We start from the raw sequence: 16,728 nt of genomic DNA, 5'->3' as shown, positions 1-16,728 counted from the left end.
GAGAGGAATTCAGTGACGATAGCTGTAGGGATCCACCTGTTCCCATACCGAACACAGCAGTTAAGCCTACAAACGCCGAACGTACTTGGGGGGAGGCCCCCTGGGAGGATAGGAAGTTGCTGATTACGAAAAAAGAGAGACACACAATCGTGTGTCTCTCTTTTTTTGTCACCAATGGGGTGTTGATCGTTACTATCGTGTCGATTCGATGGGATGCTATAACATATTATTTATGCAATAATTATTGACATATATTATATGCAATGGTATATTGAACGAAACACATAGTCATATGTGGGTTTAAGCGTAGAATTATATGTCAGGAGGGGATACTCATGTTGACGGAAAGAATTCGGAAAGCTAAGGATGCGTATGTAAACGATATGCCTGCTATATCTTACGAACGAGCACGCATATGGACCGAATCGTATAAAAAGTCTGAAGGGCAATCAGCAATTATGAGAAGGGCAAAAGCGTTTAAAGATGTTTGCGAACAAATTGAAGTCCATATTTTTGAAGGAGAACTCATTGTCGGCGCGATTGGAGAGTTCAGAAAGTGTGGTATTTTAACTCCGGAATTCTCTTGGACTTGGGTGGAGAAGGAAATGGATAATTTTTCTACCAGAGAGCAGGATCCTTATCAAATGAGTGCTGAACAAAGAGATTTTGTTCGTAAAGAGATATTTCCCTATTGGAAGGGGAAATCGGTAGAAGAAGCATTTCTGTCGCAAGTATCTCCTGAAACGGCAAAAGTAGGCGTAGATACGGGAATTGTTGACACCGATTCAAAATGGAGACAATCGGTTGGCGAAATAACACCGGACTATCAGGATGTGCTTTTTAAAAAAGGTTGGCAAGGGATTATCGATGAATGTAAGGATAAGCTTAACCAAGTTAAATTCACCAGTCCTGATGGACTGGAAAAGCGTGATTTCTATCAATCTGTGATTCTTTGCGGTGAAGGGATGATTACGTTAGGAAAGAGATATGCGTTAGAAGCGAAGCGACTTGCTGCGCTTGAAAACGATCCCGTACGTAGAGCTGAGCTAGAACAGATTGCACAAATTTGCGATAAAATTCCCGCAGAAAGACCGACTACCTTCCAGGAAGCTCTCCAAATGATTTGGTTTTATCAATGGGGAGGGATTATCATGGAAAATCCCTTGTCTCTCAATCCGGGTAGATTTGATCAATATATGTATCCGTATTATCAATATGATATGGTTCATAAACTTCACGATAAAGAGGGAATTCTGGAATTAATAGAATGCTATTGGTTAAAATTGTCTGAATGGGTTTGGACCATATCCGCCAATACGGCAGATTTTTTCGCCGGTTACAATCAGTTTCAAAATTTAACCGTCGGCGGCTGCGATCGTTCCGGTAAAGATGCCACCAATGAATTGTCATATCTTGCCTTACAGGCGACAAGTGAAGTCAAGACGCATCAACCGGGGTTATCCGTAAGAATTTCTCACGACAGCCCGAGAGAATTTGTCGATAAAGTCATGGAACTCGTTGCACAGGGGACTGGTTTTCCTGCCATTCATAGTGATAAAACCGGATATATGATGTTGAAAAATTTAGGGTATGAAACGGAAGATGCCCGTGATTGGAACAACTGCGGGTGTGTGGTCCCGCACTTCCGTAAGACTTTTGAATGGACAAGTACCGCTAATGTCAATTTCAGTGCGGCAATGGAATATGCGACAAACTGTGGGAAAAGCCGTCTGGATGGCAAACAGATGGGTATTCCTATGGATAGAAATTTTAAATCGTATGAAGAATTGGCTGATGCTTATTACAAACAGTTTGATAATTTAATCGCTGTAGCTGTAGAGTCTTCTATACTTGCCCAAAAATTACAACGCGCGTATATTCCTCGGCCGTTCTTCTCGGCTTTGTCCGAGTCTTGCATCAGGCAGGGCAAAGATATCGTCGATGGTGGTGCCAAATATAATATCGGACCTGTTCTTACGGGGATAGGATTGGCCGAGTCGGCAAATAGCTTGGCGGCAATTAAAAAACTTGTTTTTGAAGATAAGGTGTGTACTATTGAAGAACTCTTCGATGCTTGCGATAAGAACTGGGACGGATATGAATTATTGCAGAAGCAGGCGCTGGATTGCCCGAAATATGGAAATGATGATGATTATGTAGATGATATTGCGAAACGGATAGAAAATCACTATTATGAAGAAACCATAAAATATCGTGATTACTATGGAAATTCGTTTACGACGGCCTTTATGGGGATTTCCAATTTTATTCCAACCGGTAAGGTTTTGGGGGCATCGGCGTCCGGCAGAAATGCGATGGATCCGATCTCGGAAGGGGTATCCCCTGTGGGAGGGACTGACACCTCCACCCCATTGGCAGCGATGAAATCTTGCGCCAAAATGAATCAAGATATCCATTCTGGCGGAACTCTTTTAAACTTGCGATTAAGTCATGATTTAGTGGAAACAAAACGGGGACGTAGTAATTTGGCGGCGGCAGTACAATCGTTTTTTGATATGGGCGCCTTCCATGTACAATTTAACACTTTATCTACGGAAACATTACTTGACGCACAAAAAAATCCGGATAATTATAAGGACTTATTGGTTCGTGTAGCGGGATATAGCACACAATTTGTGCATCTATCTAAGCGACTTCAGGATTCCATTATCAGGCGGTCAGTTCATGATGCCTTCTAACGGGAAAATTTTGCAACTCCAGAACTTTTCCGTCAATGATGGCGAAGGATTAAGGACAACGATATTTTTTTCCGGTTGTCCTCTTCGCTGTCAGTGGTGTGCGAATTCAGAAGGGTACACTTCTGGGAATAAGATTCTGTATATCTCTTCCCGTTGCGTTTCCTGTGGACGGTGTAAGGAGGTATGTCCGGAAGGTGTAGGAATTGATTTGAATACTCCTGACGAACGCAAGAAATGCACCGCTTGCGGAAAGTGTACCGCAGTTTGTTTGGAAAAGGCCAGGAAAAATACAACTACTGAGGTTACGGTAGAAGAAGTAATTAAACAATTGGAATCGCAAATGCAATTTTTTTACGGATCCAGAGGTGGAGTAACTTATTCTGGTGGAGAGTGTACGATGCAGCCCGTATTTTTGAATGAGCTGGTTAATGCCGTTTACGATTTAGGTTTAAACCAGGCAATAGAAACGAGCGGCTACTTTTCATTGGCTGAGATGGAAGAAACCTTTGCTAAACTGGATTTAGTTTTCATAGATATAAAATTGATGGATTCAGCTAAGCATAGATTTTTTACAGGTGTCGATAATGATCTGATCTTGAATAACATCTCGCGATTGGGGGAAAAAAGGAAAGGAATTGTGGTTAGAGTCCCTACTATTGTAGGTGTTAATGCGGATATTGATAATATCCGAGCAACCGCTAAATTTGTCAGAAATAATGTACAAGACCCTTGCATGGAATTGTTGCCTTACCATCATTATGGAGAAGATAAATTCAAACAATTAGGAATGGATCGTGATTTTTCTCGTTTTGATACACCGGATAGAGACTACATGAATTCCTTGGTTACAGTAATAGAAAATGAAGGAGTACGTGTCATCTCGTATAAATGACTCCTTTCTTTCTAAATAGGAGCGATCTAATCTGAGATGGATTGGCAGTGTATTCTGTTATGACAGTTAAAGCAGCGCCATATTGTGAACTTGTTGTTCGCAATATGGCGCTGCTTTTATTTTAGCTTACATGAGGAAATAATCGCAGAAAATTAATAGGTTCTGAAAGGTAAGCGAAAGTGGGGGCGCCATCAAGCCGATATTACGTTAAAGAAGAGGAATCTCTCAGGAGTTTTTTACAGATTATATTTTGAACTTTAAAATTCTGGAAGGTCTACCGGCTTTATGATGATATTGTCGGCCTATTTCGATGCAGTAGTTATTGTCCAGCAATTTTAAAACAATCCTATTAACGGCTCGTTTAGAAATCTGTAAATAATCGGAAAGCTGAGCTACTGTACATTCTTGAATTCCTCTTTCTGTTAACAATTTATGTATTTGGCTTAATGTAAATGGGCTGATACCGACTCTGCTGGAGATTTCTTGAAAATGGTCATAAATAATCGGGTCTAATTTAGGCGGAGTATTCAAGGGGCCACGAATCGTATTTTTATCGTATACGAGGAAAATTTGATTACCGCCTGATTCTTGAGATCTTTTCAAACCGATGTAGGCATGATTTTTGGCTTCAGTAGCGGTCTTTCCAAAGCCTAATCCGATACTGAGCGTTCTTGCCGTGTGTTTTTTTACATCATGCGCTAAAGTAAAATCATTAAATTTATTTGTCTGATGTTCAACAATTGAACGCGTAGAAAAAATCAAATATTCAGTTTCTCTGATTGCAAAAACGGCTCCTTGTATTTTTCGAGCAAACGAATAAATATATTTAGCGATATTTAAATTCTCCATTGCCATCTGGTATTCGTCTTCAATAATAGGCGAAAAGGTGTTGAGTTCATCTATGGCCGCATGAATAATAATAATTTGGCTTTCCCGGCTGGCATGTAATAAAAAATTTGTATGGGCCTTTTCAATACTGTTAGAGATATCTGTTAAAGAAGAACTGGCAAATAGAATTGGAATTCCTCGGTTTTGTAATTTTTTATATACATCGGAGTATATCGTTATATATGTGGAATTTGTATTATGTTTGTAATCATTTATATAGAAATCAGTTAAATGATTATAAAATACTTCATCAAAAATAAATGTAGGAGGTTGAATCAAGGTTAGCTTTTGGAGGGGAATATTTGATTCGCTATAGGCATCTTTTATGATGGTCAATTCATTTTCAGGCATATCCGTAACTAATCTGTATAAATTATAGCCTGTGAGAGAAATCTTAAAAAGAAGTTGGAGTAGGCTTGCCGTATCTCGGGGAATTACGTACCAGGGGATTGTCGGTGTAAGTTTCGAGGCGACGTAATTTAACGTTGTTTTTCCAAAAAATAATACTGCATCATATTCTTTTTGTTGGCCTGAAAAGATGTTGGGGATTTTGAAAACAGAAGAATAGAATATGAAATCCAATAATAATTCTGGGAATTTCTCTTTTAATAGCGTTATTTCCGTAGATAACATTTTTTCGGGGACCAATAGAGCTATGCGCATTGTAAGGCCTCTTTCTAAAAAAAATAGAGACGAAATAAAGAATGATAAAAGAATATAATTCAACAATTAAACACTATAAAAGACATAAGCCCTAATATAGAATGAGCTTAAGTAAAATCATAAATTACCTTGTATCATAAATAGGAATTGTTGAAAATATTTGTGAGAAATTACATTTATAAGTTATTTTATAATATTTTTGATGAATGATAAAGGGATAGAAATAGCTATTTAAGTGAGTTCTAAGTCCGGGATATTGATGCTAGTCGGGAGGTGATTCTGATGAATAAACAAGAGCGGAGTAAGTTAACATGGAAAAGTTGGTTCTCCCTTATGCTTTTGGTAGTCGCTTTTTCTGGTATTTTTACTCATTCTGATTCGCCGTTAAGAGCTGTTGACTTTCAGGTTCTTATCGGAAATTTTGGTCATATCGGACAAGGGGATACTTTCATTGGAAAGGGAGGAACAGGAGCTAGTGGCGGATTCCTTTTTGCATTAACATTATTTCCAACAGTGATGTTTTCTTTGGGGCTAATTAATGTTGCGGAACATTTAGGCGCATTGCTTGCAGCGGAAAAGGTATTTAAGTATATCCTAAAGCCACTGATGGGTATCCCTGGAACGACAGGGTTAGCATTCGTCAGTAGTTTTACTAGTACGGACGCAGCAGCGGTAATGACTAAAAATTTATCAGATAACAACTTGATTACAGATGACGAACGAGCCATTTTCGCTTCATATCAGATTGCAGGATCCGGGCTGATCAGTAATATTTTTGGTAGCGGCGCCGCACTTATTCCTATTTGTATTTGCCCTATTGGAATTGTTATTGCGAGCATTTTTATCGTTAAAGTTATTGGGGCCAATGTCGTCCGCGGTTATATTCTCATTAAAAAGAAGCATCAATTTGCCAAGAAAGGGGCGACATAATAATGGGACAGTCAGAGGGCATAGTCAATAAAGAACATAATCCCAATATAATAGGGCTGTTTATGGCAGGAGCTAAAAAGGGCTTTTATTTATGTGCAGAAATTGTGACGCCTGCGTTAATTTTGGCGTACGTTCTGGTTCAATTTTTAACTATTACGGGGTTAATGGTAATTATTGGGAATCTGGTGGCGCCGCTCATGGCTGTATTTGGATTGCCTGGAGAAGCAATTGTAGCATTAATAGCGGCCTTTTTTGCTAAGGCGGCAGGCGTCGCCACTGTAGCGACTATGGTTGAAACAGGACAATTAACAGCGCTGCAGGCGACTATACTGTTTCCCGCCGTTATCACCATGGGGACATTATTGGCAGGTTTTGTTCGAGTCATCATCGTAGCTGAGGTGAATGAAAAATGGCATAATCTTTTATTGTTTTTGCCTATTTTTGATGCATTTATATCTATGTGGCTTATGCGAGTGTTTTTGATGATGATAGGAATATAAGGAGGCTTTATAAATGGAAAAAGAAGTGTTAAACAGAATTGAGCAGTATGTTGATTCGCATCAAGATGAAATGATTGAAAAGTACCAGGAATTGATTAATCTTAAGGATTTTTGGCGAGATGCCGATGCTGTGAGTGCAGTGGCAGTCTGGTTGAAAAAAGAATTTGAAGATGAAGGGTTTCTTTGTGAACTTGTCGATGTTGCTCCGGAATACGGGAAATTACTGATGGGAACATTAGGCGAAAATCGGGATAAAGAAGCTATTTTATTTAGCGGACATATGGATACCGCATTGGCTTCTGATTTATACCCGGAGGAACCGTTTACGGTTAAGGATGGGAATGCATATGGACCGGGAGTATTAGATATGAAAGGCGGTATTTTAATTTCATTGTATGTTGTTAAAGCATTGAATTCCATTGGATATAATGAGCGACCACTAAAAATTTTATTTGCGCCGGACGAAGAGGGGCTACACCATTTTACAAATGTGGCAGATCTTATTAAGGAGAATTCAAAACATTGTCTTTTTGCATTGAATATGGAAACTGGTCTCATGGATAACGGTTTGGCAGTAGGAAGAAAAGGTCGTTTGGGCATTGACGTATTTGTCAAGGGAAGGTCAGCGCATGCTGGAGCAGCATTCTTGGACGGGATTAGTTCTATTGAGGAAATGGCGCATAAAGTACTTGCATTTCAATCATTAACAGATATTGAAAAAGGGACTACCGTTAATACCGGGGTTATAAAAGGCGGTACCATTCCCAACGCAGTCCCGGCAGAGTGTATGTGCCAATTAGATATTCGCTTTAAAACAGTAAAAGAATTGAATCGAGTTAAAGAGGCTGTAAGACAAATTTGCGAAAAGAACTACGTAGGAGGAACAAGTTGCACATATACGGAATTGAATTTATTTACTCCTCTTGAAACTGATCACAAAATTATGGCATTATATGATTTTATGGCTGATGTAGCCCGAAAATATAATTATCCCGATACAACACCTGTGCAAGTTGGTGGCTGTTCGGATGCTACCTTTATACAACAAGCGGGAACGCCTGTGTTGTGTTCTTGTGGCGTGAGAGGAAATTGGAACCATACGCTTCGGGAATTTGCTGTCGTAAGCTCTCTTTATGACAGGGTTAAGTGGTTTACAGCCGCTATTGTTGATGCAGGAGCTTTGAATTTTTAAATCATGAAAATTTTTGATAGGGAGTGAATTCAATGGAAGAAACGGCAATCCTGAATAGTCCTGGATTATGGGCAATTTCGAGTTTGATGATTATCGTTTTACTCATATCCGCTATAGTATATTTGAAGGTATCGTTTGCAGAGGCTGAAAAAATAGGATTAGAGAAAAGACGCTGTATAGCTGGTTTGAGATCGGCTATGATTACTGCCATTGGGCCGTCTCTATCTCCTGTTATTATCGCTTTTGCTTTAATTGCGGTGGTGGGAGCGCCAACCACATGGATGAGATTAAATGATGTTGGCGCAGCGAGGACCGAGATTGCTGCAATTTCTTTGGCTGCCGGGGTAGTGGGACTTGACCCACAGTCGGCTGGGTTCGGCATAAAAGGCTTTGCTTATGCGTTATGGGGAATGGCATTAAATAATTTTGGCTGGATTTTAGTTACACTTATTTTGACTCCAGGTATGAGTAAATATGTTACAAAGTTAAATAAGAAATACGATCCTGTTTGGGTGAAACTAGCTTTATCAGGTGCAACGGTGGGGCTTTTTGCCTATTTGACGTCTCGACAACTAGTTTCTCTAAAGCCGGGATTATGGTGTGCAACTGCAATATCCGCAATTTCTATGTTAATTATTTCGAAAATTTTCGCAAAGCATGCGAGACTGCAAGAGTTAGCGCTGGGATTATCGATGTTGATAGGAATGTTAGTTACGACGGCTGTTTTTGGATAGTATTAGAGGAGAGGATACTTCATGTCCGATTTAATTGGTATGAGCTATAATCAAAAGGCTATTCGTATTGGTACTATTGCCATGATTTGTTCGGGAATAGCAAACTTTGCTCCGGCACTGTATGTGTATTTAATATATGGAATTATGCCTCCTGCAGGAGATGTTTTAAAAATTTGGGCTGTTTTGGCTGTTACCTTTGGCGCATCTTGGTTAGTACAGCCAATTACCTATTTTAGCTTATTAGGTGTTAGTGGCTCTTACTTGGGATGGATTGCCGGCAGTAATGCTGATATTCGTTGTCCCAGTGCGACAATGGCACAAAAGGCCGCGAACGTAGAACCCAGTACGCCTGAAGGCGATGTCATTTCGACTATTGGGGTAGCTGGCAGTATCATTACGTCGGTTATCATGGTCACGATATTTGTGTTTGTCGGACAAGGAATATTAGATGTTTTACCTCCGTTCATTCAACATTCTTTTAAATATGTGTTGACGGCTGTATTTGGAGCCGTATATGTTCAACTGGCATGTAAAAATCTAGGGATGGGCGCTTGGACCATTATTTTTGCGATAGTGACGTCCTATCTATGGGAATTAGTGCAGTTACCAGGGTGGCTTCTGAATATTTTTATTATTGTAGGTGGGGTTATTATTGCGAGAGTTTATTTTAATCTGTCTATAAAGAATCCGTCTAAACAAAACTAGCAGCTATACTTTCAAGTCAGATAGGTTATAATTAAATATAGTTCAGAAAAGAGACAGCGAGCGGTGCGATGAAGAATAAGATTCTGAGCATCGCTCTGTTTTTATACAATTAAATTGTATTTTATTAAGCATCATGGGAAATATTGATTAAGTTTGCTGTGTTTTTTGTTATTTTCCATATCGTTTTATGGACGTGAGTATCTTTCATTCGATATACACGGAAAGAATAGACAATGCTTTAGGTACAGATGATGAATCGGCAAAGGGATATTAGTTACTCTATCCTTAGTAAAGGGGAACCAGAGTCATTATATATCTAAAGTTGTTTGCTTTTGCTTAATTTATGGGTTCCATAGTTGTTTTACAATGACGGGTATAGGAAGAAAAAATCATGCCCTTCTGAATAGGAGGAACGATCTTGCGCCGAATTTGTTTTGCGCCCCCATCAATTTATTCTTACTATTCTTGACGGCGTATTTCTGTAAGAGGTAAAATTAAAAAAGTATATCAACTGGCAATCTTTTTATAAACAAATGGCGTATATTGTTGAGAAGAATATCGTTAATTGTTCTTGTTTTAATTAGGTTGAAAGATAGGAAAAGAAAGGAACATGATAAGGTGTCTTTACTCGTTATCATGCATGTGGAAAATGGAAAAAAATCTTTTTATCGATGATGATCCTACCAGAGAAATAGGGAAGGTACTGAAGAAAATTCGCTTTGAGCGAGAGCTTACGCTGGACAATGTATCGGCTTTGACAGGAGTCAGCAAGGCCATGTTGGGTCAGATTGAGCGGGGCGTTTCCATTCCGACGGTTTCCGTTTTATGGAAAATTTCGAAAGGACTACAAATCTCTTTGTCTACCTTATTGAACGATCAAGTGCAAGATTATAAAGCCGTCGAGATCATGAAGGATTTAAAACCGGTTTATGATGAAAATAAACAGATGATTCTCTATACTGTTTTTCCCTTTAATCCGGTCAATGGCTTTGAGTATTTTTATATTATTTTGCAGCCGGGGGCAAAGCATCCGTCAGAGCCGCATCGCAGCGCTTCAGAAGAATACATCATCGTGACGGAAGGAACGTTAACATTGCAGTTGGAACAGCAAGTATTCACTTTAGCAGCGCCGGCAAAAATTAATTTTCACGCGAATATCTCTCATTGTTATGAAAATAGGACAGATAAAAACGTTGTATTTCAGAATATAATGAAATATTAATAGCAATATTATTAGGGCTGATAAATAAAATCCCCTAAGGTATTAGGGGATTTACGGTTGCAGGCAATGAGAAGAATGAGAAGGCGAATATGTTGCGCAAATATGCCAACAACGATGTTGTAATTCCGGATCCGGGAAGAAGGCCATAGGGGAAGAATGGCGGCATGGGGACTAATCTATGCGGCAGTATTGACGAACGGCGGTACCAATAGCGATAATTGTTTACGCGCGGGATCGTGTGGCAGTGGCGCTTGCAGTGGAACATTGCCAGGAAAAATGTCGTTAGGGAATTCGATGAAGATACTTACGGGAGTATTGATGCCAGCATGTATTCGCCTGCAGTCAGGAATGAGGCCGCAAGAGAACGGCTTGCCGACAGAAGCATATGGTGGACTTTCCATTTAGCCGAGAACTTGTTAACCGGTGGAGAAAAGACGACGGCAGATTGCTTTCGTTGCCGCGCTCAGGCTGTTTTATAACCGTCTGTCCATGGCGACGCTGATCCGTTCTTGATTGTTCATATCGAAGCCGCCTTTTTGAACATCGTCAAAGTTATAAAGGTCTTCGTCGTCAATCGGTTTGAGCCGTTTTACCATGCCGTAGGGCGTTGCGATGGATAGGGCGTCGCTGTGTCCGGAAAGGATCCAAAGCGGTTTATAGCCTCTTGGCTTCGTTTTCAGTGTCGCTTCGCCGACACCGTCCGTAAAGTAGACCAGAAGATCAATATGTTGACTGTTGGCGTATTCGAAGACGGGGGAGAAAGCGGTACTGCCTCTGATTTTCAGGCGCTCCTTCAGGTCATGGATCGTGTTCACCGCATAAACACGCCGGATATGATCGTCACATTCGACAATCGTGATTTCATGATTGCAGGAACGGACGATTTGCAATACTTCTTCCATTGCCTGTTTGAATTCACCGTCGCTGATGCTGCCGCTAATATCGAGGGCGATAAAGATTTTCGCCTTATGGCCTTTGAGCTGGCCTGGCAGATCAAGTCGTTCCGGCTGACGCCGGTTGCGTCGAGTCGTCGTCTTTTTTTTACCGGCTGTGACGGAGCCGACGAGCTTCTTCAAGTACCAGTCCCAGGGAAGGCCTTGATGATCCTCTTTCAGTGTTGCGAGCATGCTTTCCAAATAGTTAGGGAGTTCCCCCTTGCGGGCATTTTCGATGTATGTTTGCGTAAATGCTTTGATTATGTCTTCGTCCGCGTCATCTGATTCATCCCAGATATCGTGCGTGTCTTCGGGATCATATTTTTCTTGAATCATGTCGTTTCGGCTGCTGCCGGGATCGCAGGCATCTTCCGTCAATTTAAACTTATTTAGTTCTTCTTGGATACGTTCGGCGTACAATTCATACGTTTCGTATGGCGCCATCGGGGCGTCGCTCGTGTAGGCCATATTGACCCAGGCTAAGGTTGCCGAATCAGGCGGCACGTTGTCCAGATACATGTTGGCGGCAATATCCATAGCCAGATTGACGGCCAGCTTGCTGTATTTGGTGCGCATTTCTTTCGCCCGCATGAGATGGAGTGACAGAATATGAATAATTTCATGTTTTATGTCGCTTTCCATCTGTTCGATTGTCAGTGCCAGGAAAATATACGGATTAAAATGCATGACATATTTTCCGTTTTTGAAGGTGACGGCGGAAGGAGACGCAATATCAAAGCGAAAGCTTTTTCCCATTTGGAAGAGAAAATAGCCGTAAAAATTATCGCTGTCGTCCATGAGACGTAAGTTGATTTTGGCGAGGATTGCGTCAAATCGCTCGCTCATGTCCGGGGGCAGCGTTAATGGCGGCAAGGGCATATCCTTTTTATGTTCTGTTGCTTTATATTCGTCGACAAGGACGGCTACGTCTTGATACAACAGGAGAATGTCACTGAGCAGATTCGTATTCATAGGCGTTACCGAATTTTTTTATACGCCGCAAAATAGGCATTGATAAAGGCGTCGTGATCCAGTGCGGCAGCATATACGGCAGGCGCGTTGCTGCGCATATCTTTCATGACGCCGATCATCAGGTCGACAGGATAGGCTTGCAGAAAAGCGACAAGTCGGTCGAGCTTTTCAGTACGATCTTCCTGATGAACGGCAAGTACGTTTTCCAGGCGGCGCAAGATGTTTTTTGCCGTCAAGTAGAGGCGGGTATGACTTTCTTTTTCGATGCGTTCGGCTAATTCCCGGCTGAATAAGGACGGCGTGAAGACATCGTCATATGAGATCAGCGGCGTGCTGTCATTTTCGATAAAATGGACGAATTCTTCAGCGATCACCTTGCCGACATTCCCCTGAATAACGTTATAAAAGACGGCCTTGGAAATGGTGCCTCTATGTTCCGTATAGAGGCGGTATAAGCCGGAAATCCGCTCATAGCTGCGCGGCGTAGCGTTAATGTCATCTTCGTTTTTGCGGCACAGGTATTCCGGATAGGTGGAAATAAATTCCATGACCTTATCGGCAATGCCGGCTTGCGAAGCCCAATTCAGCCATTGGAGATAATCGGGTTCCATGTAAAGCCAGACAAAGCGGTTTTCCTGTGCCGCATCCATTTCCACCGTTTGGTAATCGTACGTTTGGGCAGGATTCATGGCGGCGACGATTTTGACATCATCATGAAGGACATAGCCGTTGATTTCGCGATTTAAGATGAGATTCATCAGTTCTTGCTGTACGGCATGCTCACAGCGGTTGATCTCGTCAATGAACAGGAGTACCGTGTTGCCGGCTTCCCGTTCTTTGTCGATTAGACGCAACGTGTGATGAACGGCGTAAACCGTCGCTTTTTCCGCCGATACGGTGCCGTCCGCTCCTTTTTTCCTATAGGTTTCCACTGTCGGCAAGCCGCCGATTTCTCCTTCTTTAAGAAGATTGCCGTCGATCGTGACCAGCGTCCAGTCGTTTTTCCGGGCCAACTCCCGTGCCAGTGTCGTTTTGCCGATACCGGTTTCGCCGACTAAGAGCGGTACTTCACGGGCGGCTAGCACCAGTTCTATGCTTTGCAACGTATCTGAAAAATTCATAAGATCACCTAGTTCGTTTTTAACCTTTCATCAACTGTTATTTTTTTTGTTTTTTTGCTTCCCGTCTCATAAATGAACATGAGCTTGGCGAGCGGCATCATGCCTGTAAAGGTGTCAATCGCTCCGGAATTGACGTAATTGCGGACATAATCTTCATCGACATCTTCGCGGGAAAGGACGCGTTGCAAGACTTCTTTGATTTCTTCCGTGGTAATGGCGATATTGCGAGGAATATATTTGATGACGAGAATGTTGATGCCCAGGAAGGTGAGAAACTGCTCTTTCGTCACGTTGGACATCAACTGTAACGCCTGTTCACTGGTCTTTACGGCTGTGCATTTCGTTTGCAACGTCGGCGACTGTATGTACTGCAATGCTCTATAGTTCAGTCGAGCGGCCGCATCCTGTACTTTTTGTGACGGGTTGTCAATGTATTTGATGGCGTCAAAATTTTTGGAAACGGCCAGCAGTTGCAGTTCTTCCGACGGGTCGGGAACATATTTAATGGCCCAGCCAGATTGAGTCAATGCCATCCGGATCAATTTATCTGACGGGTCTTTAATATATTCCAAGTTGTTCCAGCCCATGGAAACGGCCTTTTCCAGTAATTCCTCGGCAGGATCCGCAATGAATTGAATGGCCCGCGCCGTGTTGGCGACGGCAATTTCCTGCATCTGTCGCGACGGGGCATCAATATATTGCAAGACAAGACCGTTGCGGCTGACGGCGAGGAGTTTCATTTCCTCTGTCGGGTTTTCGATTGATTTGATTACATAAGGATTGATTTCTATCATTTTTTCATATTTTTTGCTGTCCATAGTGAGTTCCTTTTCGGTAATAGTATATGGAGAACTGTTATTAGTTATCATTATATCACAGATCAGGGCGTAAAGAGAAAGCCTTTTGGCAATTTCATCCGATATTGACGGAACGGCCGCTCATCGTCATACTTGTAGAAGGAGGGATTGATATGAGACGATGCTCGTGGAGCGAAATAAACGAAAAAATGCGTACCTATCATGATGAGGAATGGGGCGTACCCGTTTTTGACGATACGAAGCAGTTCGAGTTTCTTACGCTTGAAGTCATGCAGTGCGGTTTGAGTTGGAATACGGTTTTGCAAAAGAGAGAAATCATTCGGGCTGCTTTTGAGGACTTCGCGATTGACACCATTGCTGCTTACGATGAATGCGACATAAACCGCATCTTGGCGATCAATGGCATGATTCGTTCGCCGCGGAAAATTAAGGCCGTTATTGCCAATGCCGGTGCAGTACGGCAAGTGCAGCAAGCATTCGGCACGTTCAGCGAGTACCTTTGGCATTTTACGCAAGGAAATGTCGTAACCTACAAGGAACATGAAGAAGGCAGGATCCCGCCTAAAAATAAGCTCTCCGAACGAATTGCCAAGGATCTCAAAAGGCGGGGCTTTACTTATGTAGGGCCGGTGACCATATACTCGCATCTTCAGGCCTGCGGTATTATTAACGATCATAGCAAAGAATGCTTCCGCCGCGCCATTTTGACGAAAAACAGAAAACCGGTCAGGGTAAATGATGAGTAAAGGAAACCGTTTGCGCAATATTTTTTTATATTAGCGGTAAGGTGATCGGTTACGACTGATATGGTCGGGACGGCTATTGTCATGAAAGGAGAATTTTTATGAAAAAGTTGTTTCTCATCGCTTGGTTATACGTATGCTGTTTACTCCTTGCCGGCGGAAATGCCTTCGCCAACGAGAATCCTTACGGGGCCCATCTGGGCGGTAATGAGCGGTATATTCTTGTTGACGGTCATATGGGGACGGCCTGGTATTTGGATAAGGATTCGCTGTATGTTGAACGCTATGAGCCGCCGCAATGTATCATTATTGCCGATATCTGTACCGTGGAGAGAGCTGATCGGGGGAATACGGCTATCAGCAGGGTAGAGACGAAGCGGTTCTTCTATAACTGGGAGTTATTGGAAATGTATGTCGACAGAAACGGCGATGCCGATTGGCGGTATCTGGATCCGCAGGGGTCGTGGGCCGAGACGGGCATCGTTATGCCGGCGGGAGAAATGGCCTTCTATACGGTTTGTGGTCTGCGGTTCTACGGCAGCAAGAAAATATACGACAGTTATGGGGACTCGTATTATTCCGTGTTTACCGATGATTTTTATGCCAATGCCAACTGATGCGCATAAGAAAAAAAAGGCAGCCTGTCATGGCTGCCCTTTTTTTATCGGGCGTACGCGAGTTTTGACGGGCCTTTTGCAGTTGCTGTCGTTTATCGACCGAGTGCCTCCGGCGGTCTGCCGATTTGTTGTACGGTCATGTACGGCAAATAGCCGTTGCTTTGTAAGTTCGTCAGATATTGACGGGCAGCCTTGGTTACATCGCAGGCGTCGGTGCATAGGCGAAAACGGATAGCTTGTGTTAAGCTGTTTATGGAGAGTCTCCTTGGAGACGGTTTGGGATGAGCACGTAAATCACAGTACAAAGAAAGTGCTACTACTGGCGTAACATATGGCTTGTAATCCTGCACCGGAAGTTATGCGCCTTTGCTATATTGTCTAAATTTACGGGACATGATACACTGAAAAAATAAACGTGAGTATAGACAAGTAAAAGGAGCCGACACGATGAAAAAATTACGGGCTTTCATTTTGTTGATAGGATTTTTCGTCTTAGGGAGTGTACTGCCGTTGCAGGCAGCCTATGATTACCATCTCAATGGAGATCATAATTTTGTTTTCGTCGATGGGCACATGGGGACGGCTTGGTATTTGGATAAGAGTTCGCTGATCGTTGAACAGTACGCGCCGCCGCAGTACATCATTGCCGTTAATGTCTGTACTGTTCAGGCGGCAGACAGGGGCAATAAGACAATCAGTAAAGTAATGACGAAGCGATTTTTCTATAACTGGGATTTGCGGCAGATGTATGTCGACAGGGACGGTACCTCCAATTGGCGTTACTTGAAGCCGATGGGAAGCTGGGCCGAAACGGGGTTTTCTATGCCGGCAGGAGAAATGGCGTTTTATCTGGCCTATGGACGGCGTTTCTATGGCGGCAAACTCTGGTATAATTCCTTCTTACAGCGCAACGAACGAGTTTACCAAGATTCATTTTATCAAAGAATTTGAATGATTAGGCAGGGAGAACCGTCTCAAAGGGAGGGTTCTCTTTTTGTCAGTCTGTAGAGAGGAAGAACGGCGTATTTGACACCCGTTTTGAAACATGACATAATTATTTAGATATGCAATTTTCAATGACGTCAGGAGGCGTTATG

15 protein-coding genes and 1 rRNA gene are annotated in these 16,728 nt (G+C 42.3%); 12 read left to right on the top strand and 4 right to left on the bottom strand.

Annotated features, from left to right (window positions below):
* Nucleotides 1-8: 8 nt before the first annotated feature.
* The 3 genes from rrf to C0977_RS10220 all read left to right on the top strand — a co-directional run bounded on the left by rrf (nt 9) and on the right by C0977_RS10220 (nt 3,591).
* Nucleotides 9-125, top strand: a 5S ribosomal RNA gene (gene rrf, locus C0977_RS10230).
* 210 nt (nt 126-335) lie between these two features.
* Nucleotides 336-2,699, top strand: a complete 2,364-nt coding sequence (locus C0977_RS10225) for a glycyl radical protein (protein ID WP_101913318.1) — start codon at nt 336-338, stop codon at nt 2,697-2,699.
* The gene (locus C0977_RS10220) at nt 2,686-3,591 is read left to right on the top strand and encodes a glycyl-radical enzyme activating protein (protein ID WP_101913317.1); all 906 of its coding nucleotides are present in this window, start codon (nt 2,686-2,688) and stop codon (nt 3,589-3,591) included. The genes C0977_RS10225 and C0977_RS10220 overlap by 14 nt, the downstream gene beginning before the upstream one ends.
* Before the next feature lie 243 nt (nt 3,592-3,834).
* Here C0977_RS10220 and C0977_RS10215 read toward each other — a convergent pair whose 3' ends face one another.
* Nucleotides 3,835-5,142: a hypothetical protein gene (locus C0977_RS10215; RefSeq protein ID WP_101913316.1), complete on the bottom strand. Its 1,308-nt coding sequence runs from the start codon at nt 5,140-5,142 to the stop codon at nt 3,835-3,837.
* Nucleotides 5,143-5,424: 282 nt separating this feature from the next.
* Between C0977_RS10215 and C0977_RS10210 the strand changes: the two genes are divergently transcribed.
* The 6 genes from C0977_RS10210 to C0977_RS10185 all read left to right on the top strand — a co-directional run bounded on the left by C0977_RS10210 (nt 5,425) and on the right by C0977_RS10185 (nt 10,425).
* Nucleotides 5,425-6,072 (top strand): nucleoside recognition domain-containing protein, encoded by a 648-nt coding sequence (locus tag C0977_RS10210; RefSeq protein ID WP_101913315.1) that lies wholly within the window; start codon nt 5,425-5,427, stop codon nt 6,070-6,072.
* 2 nt (nt 6,073-6,074) lie between these two features.
* Nucleotides 6,075-6,572, top strand: coding sequence for a nucleoside recognition domain-containing protein (locus C0977_RS10205; RefSeq protein WP_101913314.1), 498 nt, complete (start codon nt 6,075-6,077; stop codon nt 6,570-6,572).
* Between the two features lie 13 nt (nt 6,573-6,585).
* Entirely contained in the window at nt 6,586-7,764 is a 1,179-nt protein-coding gene (locus tag C0977_RS10200) for a M20/M25/M40 family metallo-hydrolase (RefSeq protein WP_101913313.1), read from the top strand.
* A 32-nt stretch (nt 7,765-7,796) separates the two neighbouring features.
* The gene (locus C0977_RS10195; protein WP_101913312.1) at nt 7,797-8,498 is read left to right on the top strand and encodes a DUF5058 family protein; all 702 of its coding nucleotides are present in this window, start codon (nt 7,797-7,799) and stop codon (nt 8,496-8,498) included.
* A 21-nt stretch (nt 8,499-8,519) separates the two neighbouring features.
* A complete protein-coding gene (locus C0977_RS10190; RefSeq protein ID WP_200814265.1) occupies nt 8,520-9,203 on the top strand; it encodes a hypothetical protein in 684 nt (227 codons plus the stop codon).
* Nucleotides 9,204-9,852: 649 nt separating this feature from the next.
* Entirely contained in the window at nt 9,853-10,425 is a 573-nt protein-coding gene (locus C0977_RS10185) for a helix-turn-helix domain-containing protein (RefSeq protein ID WP_036242523.1), read from the top strand.
* A 473-nt stretch (nt 10,426-10,898) separates the two neighbouring features.
* On the opposite strand, the gene C0977_RS10180 is transcribed toward C0977_RS10185, so the two are convergent.
* Genes C0977_RS10180 through C0977_RS10170 form a run of 3 tightly spaced genes read right to left on the bottom strand, consistent with a single transcriptional unit; the run spans nt 10,899 to nt 14,271 of the window.
* The gene (locus C0977_RS10180; protein ID WP_101913311.1) at nt 10,899-12,332 is read right to left on the bottom strand and encodes a VWA-like domain-containing protein; all 1,434 of its coding nucleotides are present in this window, start codon (nt 12,330-12,332) and stop codon (nt 10,899-10,901) included.
* Nucleotides 12,333-12,337: 5 nt separating this feature from the next.
* Nucleotides 12,338-13,453, bottom strand: coding sequence for an ATP-binding protein (locus C0977_RS10175; RefSeq protein ID WP_101913310.1), 1,116 nt, complete (start codon nt 13,451-13,453; stop codon nt 12,338-12,340).
* Nucleotides 13,454-13,461: 8 nt separating this feature from the next.
* Nucleotides 13,462-14,271 carry a hypothetical protein gene (locus C0977_RS10170; protein WP_101913309.1) on the bottom strand — a complete coding sequence of 270 codons (810 nt, stop codon included), beginning with the start codon at nt 14,269-14,271 and terminating at the stop codon, nt 13,462-13,464.
* 152 nt (nt 14,272-14,423) lie between these two features.
* Here C0977_RS10170 and C0977_RS10165 point away from each other — a divergent pair, with 152 nt between their 5' ends.
* The 3 genes from C0977_RS10165 (at nt 14,424) to C0977_RS10155 (ending at nt 16,582) form a co-directional block, all read left to right on the top strand.
* Nucleotides 14,424-15,017 carry a DNA-3-methyladenine glycosylase I gene (locus C0977_RS10165; protein WP_101913308.1) on the top strand — a complete coding sequence of 198 codons (594 nt, stop codon included), beginning with the start codon at nt 14,424-14,426 and terminating at the stop codon, nt 15,015-15,017.
* A 98-nt stretch (nt 15,018-15,115) separates the two neighbouring features.
* The gene (locus C0977_RS10160; RefSeq protein ID WP_200814264.1) at nt 15,116-15,631 is read left to right on the top strand and encodes a hypothetical protein; all 516 of its coding nucleotides are present in this window, start codon (nt 15,116-15,118) and stop codon (nt 15,629-15,631) included.
* 447 nt (nt 15,632-16,078) lie between these two features.
* Entirely contained in the window at nt 16,079-16,582 is a 504-nt protein-coding gene (locus C0977_RS10155) for a hypothetical protein (RefSeq protein ID WP_101913307.1), read from the top strand.
* Nucleotides 16,583-16,728: the final 146 nt, after the last annotated feature.

The organism is Megasphaera vaginalis (ex Bordigoni et al. 2020), assembly GCF_900240295.1.
In the GTDB taxonomy this organism is placed as follows: Bacteria; Bacillota; Negativicutes; order Veillonellales; family Megasphaeraceae; genus Megasphaera; species Megasphaera vaginalis.
Note: the sequence above shows the minus strand (reverse complement) of the source record. Positions and strands in the feature narration are given on the sequence as shown.

Coding starts and splice junctions, on each gene's coding strand:
- C0977_RS10225 (WP_101913318.1), top strand. CDS start 336: ATGTTGACGGAAAGAATTCGGAAAGCTAAGGATGCGTATGTAAACGAT.
- C0977_RS10220 (WP_101913317.1), top strand. CDS start 2,686: ATGATGCCTTCTAACGGGAAAATTTTGCAACTCCAGAACTTTTCCGTC.
- C0977_RS10215 (WP_101913316.1), bottom strand. CDS start 5,142: ATGCGCATAGCTCTATTGGTCCCCGAAAAAATGTTATCTACGGAAATA.
- C0977_RS10210 (WP_101913315.1), top strand. CDS start 5,425: ATGAATAAACAAGAGCGGAGTAAGTTAACATGGAAAAGTTGGTTCTCC.
- C0977_RS10205 (WP_101913314.1), top strand. CDS start 6,075: ATGGGACAGTCAGAGGGCATAGTCAATAAAGAACATAATCCCAATATA.
- C0977_RS10200 (WP_101913313.1), top strand. CDS start 6,586: ATGGAAAAAGAAGTGTTAAACAGAATTGAGCAGTATGTTGATTCGCAT.
- C0977_RS10195 (WP_101913312.1), top strand. CDS start 7,797: ATGGAAGAAACGGCAATCCTGAATAGTCCTGGATTATGGGCAATTTCG.
- C0977_RS10190 (WP_200814265.1), top strand. CDS start 8,520: ATGTCCGATTTAATTGGTATGAGCTATAATCAAAAGGCTATTCGTATT.
- C0977_RS10185 (WP_036242523.1), top strand. CDS start 9,853: ATGGAAAAAAATCTTTTTATCGATGATGATCCTACCAGAGAAATAGGG.
- C0977_RS10180 (WP_101913311.1), bottom strand. CDS start 12,332: ATGAATACGAATCTGCTCAGTGACATTCTCCTGTTGTATCAAGACGTA.
- C0977_RS10175 (WP_101913310.1), bottom strand. CDS start 13,453: ATGAATTTTTCAGATACGTTGCAAAGCATAGAACTGGTGCTAGCCGCC.
- C0977_RS10170 (WP_101913309.1), bottom strand. CDS start 14,271: ATGGACAGCAAAAAATATGAAAAAATGATAGAAATCAATCCTTATGTA.
- C0977_RS10165 (WP_101913308.1), top strand. CDS start 14,424: ATGAGACGATGCTCGTGGAGCGAAATAAACGAAAAAATGCGTACCTAT.
- C0977_RS10160 (WP_200814264.1), top strand. CDS start 15,116: ATGAAAAAGTTGTTTCTCATCGCTTGGTTATACGTATGCTGTTTACTC.
- C0977_RS10155 (WP_101913307.1), top strand. CDS start 16,079: ATGAAAAAATTACGGGCTTTCATTTTGTTGATAGGATTTTTCGTCTTA.